Raw genomic sequence first — 11,643 nt, forward strand, 5'->3', positions numbered from 1 at the left:
CGGGCACCCTTGGGGTGTCCGGCCCGTTCTCCGGGTACGGTGACCGCGTAAAGGACGACCCGAGTCTGGTGGTGGACGTTGTGCTGATGCAGGGGTTCGCAGGCTTCATGTGGCTGCTGAGCATGGCCCTGATCGTTTTCAGCGGCTTCGCTTTGATCGACGCCGCCACGCGCCGTGAGGACGCCTACCGCGCGGCCGACAAGAAGACCAAGCCGTTCTGGCTGATCATCCTCGGGCTCGCCTTCGTGGTGAACCTGATCTTCAACGTCCTGTCGTTCCTGCCGATCATCGGCCTCATCGCGACGATCGTGTACATGGTCGACGTGCGGCCCGCGCTGCGCGGCCTGCCGGGCGGCGGACGCAGCAGCCGCCGCGGCTCCAGCAGCGACGGCCCGTACGGCCCGTACAACGGCGGGCGCTGAGGCCGGCCTCGGGCCGCGTACCCCGGGAGCCGAGGCCGAGGCCGAGGCGGGACCGGGCGGCTCAGGCCCGACCGGTCCAGCAGGACCGCTCAGGCCGACCGGTCCAGCAGGACCACGGCCACGTCGTCCGCCAGTTCGCCGCCGTTGAGCCGGCGGACCTCGTTGACGGTCGCCTGTAGCAACTGCTCGCCCTGCAGACCCTCGGCGAGCTGGCGGCGGACCATCTCCACCATGCCGTCCTGGCCGAGCCGCTCCCGGCCCTGGCCGACGTGGCCCTCGATGAGGCCGTCGGTGTAGAGCATCAGGCTCCACTCGGCGCCCAGCTCCACCTGCATCCGCGGCCAGCGGGCGCCGGGCAGCAGCCCCAGCGCCGGGCCGTTGTTGTCGTAGGGAAGGAGCCGTGCGGGCGTGCCCGGGCCGGCGATCAGCGGTGCCGGGTGCCCGGCCAGGCACAGGCCGGCGCGACGGCCGTCCGGGGTGATGTCCACGGTGCACACGGTCGCGAAGATCTCGTCGTGCGCGCGCTCGTGCTCCAGCACCTGCTGGAGCGTGCCCAGCAGCTGGTCGCCGCAGAGCCCCGCGAGCGTCAGCGCCCGCCAGGCGATCCGCAGCTCCACGCCGAGGGCCGCCTCGTCCGGGCCGTGCCCGCAGACGTCGCCGATCATGGCGTGCACGGTGCCGTCCGGGGTGCGGACGACGTCGTAGAAGTCACCGCCGAGCAGCGCGCGGGAGCGGCCCGGGCGGTAGCGGGCGGCGAAGCGCAGCGGGGAGCCGGCCAGCAGCGGGGTGGGCAGCAGGCCGCGCTCCAGCCGGCGGTTCTCCTGGGCGCGCAGCCGGCCCTCGGCCAGGCGCCGCTCCGCCGAGTCGGACCGCTTGCGCTCGACGGCGTAGCGGATCGCCCGGCTCAGCAGGCGGCCGTCCAGCTCGTCGCGGAACAGGTAGTCCTGGGCGCCGACCGCCACGGCCTCCGCGCCGCGTTCGGCGTCGCTGGAGGAGGTGAGGGCGAGCACGGCGTGCCGGGGCGCCAGCTCCAGCACGTGCCGGAGCACCGCCAGCTCGTCCGCCCCGTCACCGGCGCCGTCGCCGCCCTCGCCGCCCGTGCGGGCCGGGGCGGGCGACAGCGCGAGGTCCAGCAGGATGCAGTGGACGTCGTCGGTCAGCAGCCGCCCGGCCTCGGTGAGGTTGCGGGCCGTGCGGACGCGGATCGGCCTGCCCGCCGGGTCGAGCAGGTCGGGCACGATCGGCGAGCCGCCCGGATCGTCCTCGATCAGCAGCACCGTCAGGTTGGTGGGGACGGCGCTCTCGCGCTCGTCCCTGGTCCGTTCCGTCGTCTTCTCGCGCTTCTCCGTCGGGTTCTCTCGCTGACTGGTGGGGCTTTCGGCCGGGGTCGTCCCGGTCGGGGCCAGTTCCGTGGAAGGGCCGCTGTCCGGGGACGCGGCGGGCGCCTGACCACACTCCACGGCCGGGATCGCCCTCTGCCGCGGTACGGGTACGGGCATCGTCTTGGTTTCCTTCCCTCCCCCCGAGGGCATGGCGGGGCGAGGGACCTCGACCCACCGACGGGGACCATAGCGGGTGACGGCGCCGCTGCGGAATGGTCCAGGACACGCCGGACCGCCATCGGCCACTGTCATATGCCGCGTTATGTACCGCAGTTGGACACGTCGACCGGGGGCCGGGGATGACGAACGTCACGCGCGGGGCGGCTCAGGGCGTGGACTGGGTCACGTGGCCCGCTTCACGCCCGTGGCGCGAGGCGTGTGGTCGGGGTCACCGCGAGGGGGTCGTGCCCGTGTCCGGGCGGACCACTCCGAGGATGGGCATCGAGCCGGCGCCCGCGATCGTGATCGAGCGCCCCGGGCGGGGGGCGTGCACGACGGAGCCGCCGCCGACGTACATGCCGACATGGCTGGCGTCGTCGAAGTAGATGATCAGGTCGCCGGGTCGCATGTCCTCGACGTCGACGCGCGTCAGCTGCTTCCACTGCTCCTGCGAGGTGCGCGGGATCGGCTTGCCGGCCGACACCCAGGCCTGGGAGGTCAGGCCGGAGCAGTCGTAGGCCTTCGGGCCCTCGGCGCCCCACTGGTACGGCTTGCCGACCTGGGCGGTGGCGTACTCCACGGCCTTCCTGCCGCGCTCGGTCGCCTCGGCGTCGAGGTCCTTCAGGATGCCGGAGTCGAGCCAGGCGGTCTGGGCCCTGGCCTGGGCCTCCCGCTCCAGTGCGGCGAGGCGCTCCTTCTCCTCCTGCGCCAGGTCGGCCTCCAGCTTCTCGGCCGCCGCGATCTGCTTCTCGATCTTCTTCTGGGCGGTGGCCTTGGCCTTGCGGTTCGCCTCCAGCTTCTCGAACTGGGCGGAGGCGTCCGCGGCGTAGGCCTTCAGGTCCTGCTGGGTGCGCGTCATCTCGCCGAGCAGGCCCTTGGTCGCGCGCTGGCCCTGCATCACCCGGCCGGTGCCGTCGAGGAAGTCCGCGGGGTCGTCGCTCAGCAGCAGCTTGGCCTCGTCGGGCAGGCCGCCGGTGCGGTACTGGGAGCGGGCCGCCGCACCCGCGCGGTCCTTGAGGCCGTCCAGCTTCTCCTGGCCCTTGACGATCTTCTTGGCCAGTTCGACGATCTCGGCGGACTGGCGGTCCGCCTTCTCCTCGGCGGCGTTGTACTCGTCGGTGGCCGAGGCAGCCGCGCGGTAGAGCTTGTCGAGCTTCTTGCGTACGGCTTCCAGGTCCTTGCCGGGCGTGGCCGCCGGGGCGGGGGAGGCGCTGGGGGTGCCGGGTGACGGGGTGGGTCCGGGGTCGGCGAACGCCGTGCCCGGTGCCGCGAGCACGGTGACCGCGCACACCACGGTCACGGCAGCGGTCATCAAGCCATGCTTCCCCGTACGCATACCTCGCCCCCAAACTGATTAACCGTCAGTAACATAGGTCGCCTGGGGGATCGTGCCACGTCGGCGGGGAAAGCGACAGAGGTCGTGCTTTCCTTCTCCTTCCCCCCTTCTGTCTCGCCGTACGACGATTCCCCCGCTGTGTGACGAACGCCGCGGGGAGATCGTTCCCGTGGCCGGGCGGGCGTGCGGAACCTGTTCGGCCGTTCACCCGCGCGGCGCCAACGCCTCCCACCGCACCGTCACTTCGCCCTGGCGCCACCGCACCGGCCCGTCCGACACCGGCCAGTCGGCCCGCAGGTCCCGTACGGCCCGCATCCAGCGCTGGCGGGCACCGTAGGAGGCGTAGGGCGCGGCGGCGGCCCAGGCGCGGTCGAAGTCGCGCAGGAAGGCGTGCACGGGCTCCCCGGGGACGTTGCGGTGGATGAGCGCCTTCGGCAGCCGTTCCGCCAGGTCGGAGGGGCGGTCGAGGGAGCCCAGCCGGGTCGCGAAGGTGACCGTGCGCGGCCCCTCGGGTCCGAGCGCCACCCACACGTGCCGGCGCCCGATCTCGTCGCAGGTCCCCTCCACCAGGAGCCCGCCGCGGGAGTGCTCCGACGCCGGCGCGAGGCGCGCGCACAGCCGCTGCCAGACGGCGGCGACCTCGCCCTCGTCGTACTGGCGCAGCACGTTCGCCGCGCGGATGAGGAGGGGCCGGCGGGAGAGGGGGACCTCGAAGCCGCCGTGCCGGAAGACGAGCCCCTCGCGCGCGTACGGCTCGGCCGCCGCCACCCGCGCCGGCTCGATCTCCACGCCCACCACGCGCACGCGCGGCGCGACCGTGCGCAGGCGGTGCAGCAGTTCGACGGCGGTCCAGGGGGCGGCGCCGTAGCCGAGGTCGACGGCGACGGGATCGGCGGCGCGGCGCAGTTCCGCGCCGTGCGCGGCGGCGATCCAGCGGTCCATGCGACGCAGCCGGTTCGGGTTGGTCGTCCCGCGTGTCACCGTGCCGACGACCTGGGGTCCCTTGCCCGACGGGCCGGGCCGGGAGCGGAGGTGGTCGGTCGGGCGGGGAGGCATGCGTACGAGGGTATGCGGCGGGATCCCGGGGGGCGTACGGGAAGGGGTGCGGCCACGAAGGGCTGCGGCCGGGAAGGGGGCGTCCGCCCTGGGCGCACCTCTCCCTCCCGACGCTTCTGACGCAATGCCCGCTCGAACGGTTGAGCGATCGGCGGTAATGATTCGGCAAAGGTCGGAAAACCGGAAATGGAGCACCGTGATCCGGTGTTCCCACCTCCTGGAGGGCGGCGCGTGTCCTCCGACCGGCATGCCCGCAGCGAGGAGGATCGGCTCGTGAGCCAGTACGTCAGCAGGCTCGGGCGTCGCTCACCGGCGGCTTCCCCGCGGCTCCGGCTGCTGCGCAGGCCCCGCCGCGTCGCCATGCTCTCCGTGCACACCTCACCGCTGCACCAGCCCGGCACCGGGGACGCCGGCGGCATGAACGTCTACATCGTCGAACTCGCGCAGCGCCTCGCCGCGATCAACATCGAGGTCGAGATCTTCACGCGCGCGACGACCGCCGCCCTGCCCCCCACCGTCGAGCTGGCGCCCGGCGTCCTGGTGCGGCACGTCGACGCGGGCCCCTACGAGGGCCTGGCCAAGGAGGAGCTGCCCGCCCAGCTGTGCGCCTTCACGCACGGGGTGATGCAGGCCTGGGCCGGTCACCGTCCCGGCTACTACGACCTGGTCCACTCCCACTACTGGCTCTCCGGCCACGTCGGCTGGCTCGCCGCGCAGCGCTGGGGCACCCCTCTGGTGCACGCCATGCACACCATGGCCAAGGTCAAGAACGCCAGCCTGGCCGAGGGCGACACCCCCGAACCGGCCGCGCGCGTCATCGGTGAGACGCAGATCGTCGCCGCCTCCGACCGGCTGATCGCCAACACGGCCGAGGAGGCCGACGAACTCGTCCGCCACTACGCCGCCGACCCGGAGAAGGTCGCCGTCGTCCACCCCGGCGTGAACCTGGACCGGTTCCGTCCCTTCCCCCGGGGCTGCGACCCCGGCGCCGGAGACATCGCCTCCGCCCGGGCCGCCGCCCGCGCCCGCCTCGGACTGCCCCAGGACGCGCTCATCCCGCTCTTCGCCGGCCGCATACAGCCCCTGAAGGCGCCGGACGTGCTGCTGCGTGCCGTGGCCGTCCTTCTCGGCGAGCGCCCCGAGCTGCGCTCCCGCATCGTCGTCCCCGTAGTCGGCGGCCCCAGCGGCAGCGGCCTCGCGAAGCCGGAGGGGCTCCAGAAGCTCGCCGCGCGGCTCGGTATCGCCGACGTCGTACGGTTCCGCCCGCCGGTCGGCCAGGAGCAGCTCGCCGACTGGTTCCGGGCCGCCTCCGTGCTGGTGATGCCCTCCTACAGCGAGTCCTTCGGACTGGTCGCCATAGAGGCCCAGGCCGCCGGTACGCCGGTGCTCGCCGCCGCGGTGGGCGGTCTGCCGGTGGCCGTGCGGGACGGGCACACCGGTCGGCTCGTCGAGGGGCACGATCCCGCCGCGTACGCACGCGTGCTGCGCGACTTCGCCGACCATCCGGAGCTGACGTCCCGGATGGGCGAGGCCGCCGCCCGGCACGCCCGGTCCTTCGGCTGGGACGCCTCCGCCGCCGCCACGGCCGACGCCTACACGGCCGCGATCCAGTCGCACCGCCGTCGCGTACGCTCCCACCATGGCTGACGCACCGAAGACGGCTGACGCACAGAAGGCGGCACAGATCCTGGAAGGTGCCCTCAGGGACGCCGAGCTGGAATGGGAGAGCCCCGAGCCCGGCACCTACGTCGCCAAGCTCCCCGGCACCCGCAAACTCTCGACGACGGTCTCCCTCATCGTGGGCCGCCACTCGCTCTCCCTGAACGCGTTCGTCATCCGCCACCCCGACGAGAACGAACCGGCCGTCCACCGCTGGCTGCTGGAGCGCAACCTCAAGCTGTACGGCGTGGGGTACGCGGTCGACCGCCTCGGCGACATCTACGTCACCGCGAAGCTCCCCCTGGCCGCCGTCACCGCCGACGAGATCGACCGCCTCCTCGGCCAGGTACTGGAGGCCGCCGACGGCTCCTTCAACACCCTGCTGGAGCTGGGTTTCGCGTCCGCCATCCGCAAGGAGCACGCGTGGCGCACCTCGCGCGGGGAGTCGACCCGCAACCTGGAGGCGTTCCAGCACCTCATCGAGCGCCCCGGCGACTGACCCGGCCCCCGCTCACCGTCCGCCGGCGCGGTACCGCCCCGGCGTGACCCCCACCAACCGCTTGAAGTGCCGGGTCAGGTGGGCCTGGTCGTAGAAGCCGGTGGCCCCCGCCACGTCCGCCGGTGAGAGCCCCGCCAGCAGCAGCCGCCGGGCCCGGTCGACGCGGCGGGACATGAGGTACTGGTGCGGCGCGATGCCGTAGGCGCCGCTGAACGCCCGTACGAGATGGGCCGGGTGAGCGGGCACGAGCGAGGCCGCCTCCGCCAGCCCGATCCCCGGCACGACCCGCTCGTCGAGCAGCTCCCGCAGCCGCCGCGCGAGAACGGGGTCCCGGCGCACACCGCTCGCGTCGTCCCCGGGCCGCAGGTGCTCGTGCAGGCGCTCGCCGATCAGGGTCAGCCTGCTCTCCGCCTCCAGCTCCTCCCCGGGCCGGGCGAGCGCGCCGTGCAGTTGTCCGACGCGCCGCCGCAGCACCGGGTCCCGCAGGTCGGGAGCGTCCACGGCCGGGCCGATCAGGTCCTCGCCCAGCCGGGTGGCGTCCAGGTACAGGACCCGTTTGCGGAAGCCGTCCGGGGTGGCGGGGGCGCCGTTGTGCGGCACGTGCGGCGGCAGCAGCGTCACCGTGTCGTGCGGGGTGCCGTGCTCGTGCCGGTCCAGGTCGTACCGTACGGCCCCGGCGTCGACGATGAGCAGCGTCCACGCCTCGTGGACGTGCATCGGGTAGGCGTACTCGGTGTAGTGGGCGTGGAAGACCTCGACGACGCCCGGGACGCGGGGGCGCCAGGCGGAGACGGTCCGCAGGTCGTTCCCGTCCCTCCCGTGGTTCCCGTCCTTGCGCTGGCCGACCATGCAAAAAACGTACAAGACCGGGCCGCCCGCAGACCGGCAGTCTCACTCCATGAGCATGCGCGACACCGACGAACCCATCCGCTTCGACACCAAGATCGCTGTCCTGCTGCGCGAGGACCTGGAGACCTGGCAGCGCCTCAATGTCACGGCCTTCCTGGTCAGCGGCCTGAGCACGCAGTTCCCCGAGGTGATCGGGGAGCCGTACGAGGACGCCGACGCGGTGGGCTACCTGCCGATGTTCCGCCAGCCGGTGCTGGTCTTCGAGGGCACCAAGGAGACGCTGAGGAACGCCCACACCCGCGCGTTGTCCCGGGCCCTGCCCCGCGCGCTGTTCACGTCCGACCTCTTCACCACGGGCAACGACCGCGACAACCGAGCGGCGGTGCGGGCGGTCACCACGGCGGAACTGGACCTGGTGGGCCTCGCGGTGTACGGGCCGAAGAACGCGGTGGACAAGGTGCTCAAGGGGGCGCGGATGCATCCGTGAGGGGAGGGGGGCGGACAGGGGCGCCGGCGTGCGTCAGGCGGCGCCGACCTCGTCCTTCGTCGGCGCGGCGGCCTGGGAGGGGCCGGCTCCGGAGAGGGCCGTCGCCTCGTCGTCCTCGCGCGGCAACCCCCGCATCAGCGCCCAGTACCCCGCCGCGGCCACCGTGCCGACGACGGCGCAGACGCCCCACAGCCACTCGGCGCCCCAGTGGTCGATGACGAAGCCGGACATCAGCGGGGCGACGAGGGCGGCGACCGCCCAGGACATGGTGTACATGCCCTGGTAGCGCCCGCGCCCGTGCACGGGGGAGAGGCGGACGACCAGCCCCGTCTGGGTCGGCGCGTTGACGATCTCGGCCAGCGTCCACACGCACACGGTCAGGGCGAACACGCCGACCGACCCGGCGAAGGCGGTGAGCCCGAAGCCGTACCCGGCGAGCAGGGACGAGGCGACGAGCAGCAGCCGCGGGTCCCGGTGCTGGATGAACCGGGTGACGGGAATCTGCAGGACGACGATCAGGACGCCGTTGACGGCGATCGCGAGCCCGAAGTCCGCGGGCGTGAACCCGGCCTCGCCCATGGCCACCGGCAGCCCGACGTAGGCCTGCTGGAAGATCAGGGCGATGAGGAAGGACAACCCGACGACGCTCATGTAACGCCCGTCGCGCAGCACCGTCCCGAGCGAGACGGCCGGCTCGCCCGCCGCGGGGACGTCGCCGGCGGGGCCCTTCCCGGGCGACCGCTCCGGCCGGGACTCGGGCAGCTTGACGAAGATCAGGACCGCGCACGCCATGGTCATGCCCGCCTCGATCAGGAACCCGGCGAGGTAGCTGGCCTCGGCGATGAACCCGGCCGCCATGGAGGAGATCGCGAAGCCGAGGTTGATGGCCCAGTAGTTCAGCGAGAAGGCCCGGATACGGTCCTCGGGGCGCACGATGTCCGCCATCATCGCCTGCACGGCGGGCCGGGAGGCGTTGCTGGCCATGCCGACCAGGAAGGCGACGGCCGCGATGGCGACGGGGTCGCGCACGAAGCCGAGCAGGGCGACGGACAACGCGGTGGAGACCTGGGCGACGAGCAGCGTGGGCCGCCGCCCGAACCGGTCGGTCATCACCCCGGCCACCAGCGAGGACACGACCCCGCCGAGCCCGTGCAGGGCGGCGACCATACCGGCGTACGAGGCGGAGTAGCCGCGGTCGATGGTCAGGTACAGCGCCATGAAGGTGGCGACGAAGGCCCCGAGCCGGTTGACCAGGGTGCTGGTCCACAGCCACCAGAACTCGCGAGGGAGCCCGGAGACGGTCTCGCGTGCGGCACGTCTCAGTCCGGCGACTGACATGGGACCCCCGTTGAGTTGGCGCGACCGGCAGGTGTAAGCGGCGGAGGCGGCACGCACGTCTTACGTACCCCCTACGACGCACAACCTACGAACGGGCGGCCCGACCCGGCCAGTGAATTAGCACTTCCCGTCAACCGTCCGTCCATCGGGCGCCCCGCGCGGACGGTGAGGGGGTTCGATTACGCTCGGACCCATGGCCGACGCACCGTACAAGCTGATCCTCCTCCGCCACGGCGAGAGCGAGTGGAACGAGAAGAACCTGTTCACCGGCTGGGTGGACGTCAACCTCACCCCCAAGGGCGAGAAGGAGGCGACGCGCGGCGGCGAGCTGCTCAAGGACGCCGGCCTGCTGCCCGACGTGGTCCACACGTCCGTGCAGAAGCGCGCCATCCGCACCGCCCAGCTCGCGCTGGAGGCCGCCGACCGCCACTGGATCCCCGTCCACCGCCACTGGCGCCTCAACGAGCGCCACTACGGAGCCCTCCAGGGCAAGGACAAGGCCCAGACCCTCGCCGAGTTCGGCGAGGAGCAGTTCATGCTGTGGCGCCGCTCCTACGACACCCCGCCGCCGGCGCTGGACCGCGACGCCGAGTACTCCCAGTTCTCCGACCCGCGCTACGCGACCCTCCCGCCGGAGCTGCGCCCGCAGACGGAGTGCCTCAAGGACGTCGTCGTCCGGATGCTCCCGTACTGGTTCGACGCGATCGTCCCCGACCTCCTCACCGGCCGCACGGTCCTGGTCGCGGCCCACGGCAACTCGCTGCGCGCCCTGGTCAAGCACCTGGACGGCGTCTCGGACGCGGACATCGCGGGCCTGAACATCCCGACCGGCATCCCGCTCTCCTACGAACTGGACGCCGAGTTCAAGCCCCTCAACCCGGGCGGCACCTACCTCGACCCTGACGCGGCCGCGGCGGCGATCGAGGCGGTCAAGAACCAGGGCAAGAAGAAGTAGCCTTCGTGATCATGCCCCACCCTGCGCCTATGGCCCAGGGTGGGGGCTTTCGACATAGCGTCTCCGGCTATGTAGCGGAAGCCGTGGCCCGCCAGATCCGGCACCAGCTTCTGGGCGACGACCTTCGCCGGTACGAAGAAGAGCACGGAGGCTTCAGCGACGAGGAGCTCGCCGAGGCGCACGCGTAGATCTTCGGCGGCGACGGTTCCGCCGAGGGCGCGGACGCCGCGTGAGCGAGCGGATCGAGACCGTTGTCCTGGACTCGGGAGGGCTCTCCGCCTGGATCGCACAGGACCGCAAGCTCCTCGCGATGCTCCAGGTCTTCCACAACATGGGCGCCGACCTGGTGATCGGGGCCAACACCATCGTGGAAGTCACCCACTCCCGCACCCACATGTCCCGCCTGAACCGGGCCCTCTCCCGCGTCAAGGTGGAGCCGGTCACCGAACAAGCGGCGAAAGCGGCAGCGGAACTGCTCAAGGGTGCTGGGCTGCATGGGCGCAAGTACGCCCTCGACGCCACGGTCGCCGAGGTCGCACTGCACCAGCCGAAACCCGTTGCCCTCCTGACTTCCGACGGCGACGACATGGCCAAGCTCTGTGGAAACCAGGTCCGAATCATCCCCCTCTGACGCGCCGGCCCACCCGGAGCACCCTCCGACGGGCAGGGGGCTTCTTGCTGTCCTGCGTCCCGGGGAGATGCGTGTCCCCGGATGTGGGTGGAGGGTGGAAGGTGGAGGGGGCAGGTGCCGGACGCCGAGCCGGGGCGCGGGGCCGTGTCGTGCGCGGGGTGCGCAAGGGGCGCGGGGGCTGGGGCGGCGAGGCCGTTCGCGACCTGAGCAGCCTGAATCCGCTGACTGGACTTGAGGCCATTCATGGAAACCGAAACGAAAGCCACTCTGGGCGCGGCCCTCGCGGCCGGATACGTCCTGGGACGCACCAAGAAGGGCAAGGTCGCCGTCGGGGCCGCCTCCCTGCTCGCCGGACAAGGGCTGCTGACCCCGAAGAAGTTGGTCACGCGGGCGCTGCGCACGGTGGCCGAGAGTCCGCAGGCCGTACAGCTGCTGGGCCAGGTCCGCGGGGAGCTGATGGACTCCGCCCGGTCCGCGCTGTCCACGACGGCCGACCGCGGCCTGGGAGCACTCGCCGACTCGCTGCAGCAGCGCACCGAGTCCCTGGGGCGGCAACCCGACGACGAGGAAGAAGAGCCGGCCGAGGACTCGGAGGACTCGGAGGCAGAGGACGAGGAGCAGCCGGACGACGAGCAGCCGGACGACGAGGAAGGGCGGGAAGAGGAAGCAGAGGCGCCGCCCCCTCCCCGCCCGGCGAAGAAGGCTGCCGCGAAGCGGTCCGGAGCCGGAGCGCCCTCGGCGAAGAAGGCTCCCGCCAGGGAGAAGGCCGCCGCGTCGAAGCCTGCAGAGAAGAAGGCCGCCGCGTCGAAACCCGCGGGAAAGAAGGCCGCCGCCGCAAGGACCTCGACCCGCAGCAGCCGTAGGAGGTAG

The 11,643-nt window shown here is 72.5% G+C and carries 12 protein-coding genes; 7 read left to right on the forward strand and 5 right to left on the reverse strand.

Annotated features, from left to right (window positions below; genetic code table 11):
* Positions 1–86: 86 nt before the first annotated feature.
* A complete protein-coding gene (locus ACZ6EG_RS26980) occupies positions 87–422 on the forward strand; it encodes a DUF2516 family protein (RefSeq protein WP_391971326.1) in 336 nt (111 codons plus the stop codon).
* A gap of 89 nt (positions 423–511) precedes the next feature.
* On the opposite strand, the gene ACZ6EG_RS26985 is transcribed toward ACZ6EG_RS26980, so the two are convergent.
* The 3 genes from ACZ6EG_RS26985 to ACZ6EG_RS26995 form a co-directional block, all read right to left on the reverse strand.
* Positions 512–1,921, reverse strand: a complete 1,410-nt coding sequence (locus ACZ6EG_RS26985; protein WP_469608290.1) for a PP2C family protein-serine/threonine phosphatase — start codon at positions 1,919–1,921, stop codon at positions 512–514.
* Between the two features lie 271 nt (positions 1,922–2,192).
* A complete protein-coding gene (locus ACZ6EG_RS26990; protein ID WP_391971324.1) occupies positions 2,193–3,299 on the reverse strand; it encodes a C40 family peptidase in 1,107 nt (368 codons plus the stop codon).
* A 204-nt stretch (positions 3,300–3,503) separates the two neighbouring features.
* Positions 3,504–4,241 carry a class I SAM-dependent methyltransferase gene (locus ACZ6EG_RS26995; RefSeq protein WP_391971383.1) on the reverse strand — a complete coding sequence of 246 codons (738 nt, stop codon included), beginning with the start codon at positions 4,239–4,241 and terminating at the stop codon, positions 3,504–3,506.
* 387 nt (positions 4,242–4,628) lie between these two features.
* On the opposite strand from ACZ6EG_RS26995, the gene mshA reads away from it, so the two are divergent.
* Both mshA and ACZ6EG_RS27005 read left to right on the forward strand, forming a co-directional pair.
* A complete protein-coding gene (mshA, locus tag ACZ6EG_RS27000) occupies positions 4,629–6,002 on the forward strand; it encodes a D-inositol-3-phosphate glycosyltransferase (RefSeq protein ID WP_391971323.1) in 1,374 nt (457 codons plus the stop codon).
* Positions 5,995–6,513 (forward strand): type III secretion system chaperone family protein, encoded by a 519-nt coding sequence (locus ACZ6EG_RS27005; protein WP_391971322.1) that lies wholly within the window; start codon positions 5,995–5,997, stop codon positions 6,511–6,513. The genes mshA and ACZ6EG_RS27005 overlap by 8 nt, the downstream gene beginning before the upstream one ends.
* A 12-nt stretch (positions 6,514–6,525) precedes the next feature.
* Here the strand turns inward: ACZ6EG_RS27005 and ACZ6EG_RS27010 are convergent, their stop codons facing one another.
* Positions 6,526–7,362 carry a helix-turn-helix transcriptional regulator gene (locus tag ACZ6EG_RS27010; protein ID WP_391971321.1) on the reverse strand — a complete coding sequence of 279 codons (837 nt, stop codon included), beginning with the start codon at positions 7,360–7,362 and terminating at the stop codon, positions 6,526–6,528.
* A gap of 49 nt (positions 7,363–7,411) precedes the next feature.
* Here ACZ6EG_RS27010 and ACZ6EG_RS27015 point away from each other — a divergent pair, with 49 nt between their 5' ends.
* Entirely contained in the window at positions 7,412–7,849 is a 438-nt protein-coding gene (locus ACZ6EG_RS27015; protein WP_361018989.1) for a DUF2000 domain-containing protein, read from the forward strand.
* Positions 7,850–7,882: 33 nt separating this feature from the next.
* On the opposite strand, the gene ACZ6EG_RS27020 is transcribed toward ACZ6EG_RS27015, so the two are convergent.
* A complete protein-coding gene (locus tag ACZ6EG_RS27020) occupies positions 7,883–9,187 on the reverse strand; it encodes an MDR family MFS transporter (RefSeq protein WP_391971319.1) in 1,305 nt (434 codons plus the stop codon).
* A gap of 193 nt (positions 9,188–9,380) precedes the next feature.
* On the opposite strand from ACZ6EG_RS27020, the gene ACZ6EG_RS27025 reads away from it, so the two are divergent.
* From ACZ6EG_RS27025 to ACZ6EG_RS27035, 3 genes are all read left to right on the forward strand, one after another.
* Positions 9,381–10,142 (forward strand): phosphoglyceromutase, encoded by a 762-nt coding sequence (locus ACZ6EG_RS27025; RefSeq protein ID WP_391971318.1) that lies wholly within the window; start codon positions 9,381–9,383, stop codon positions 10,140–10,142.
* 229 nt (positions 10,143–10,371) lie between these two features.
* Positions 10,372–10,773 carry a PIN domain-containing protein gene (locus tag ACZ6EG_RS27030; RefSeq protein WP_469608299.1) on the forward strand — a complete coding sequence of 134 codons (402 nt, stop codon included), beginning with the start codon at positions 10,372–10,374 and terminating at the stop codon, positions 10,771–10,773.
* Between the two features lie 243 nt (positions 10,774–11,016).
* The gene (locus tag ACZ6EG_RS27035) at positions 11,017–11,643 is read left to right on the forward strand and encodes a hypothetical protein (protein WP_469608301.1); all 627 of its coding nucleotides are present in this window, start codon (positions 11,017–11,019) and stop codon (positions 11,641–11,643) included.

The organism is Streptomyces sp. NPDC041968 (genome assembly GCF_055589025.1).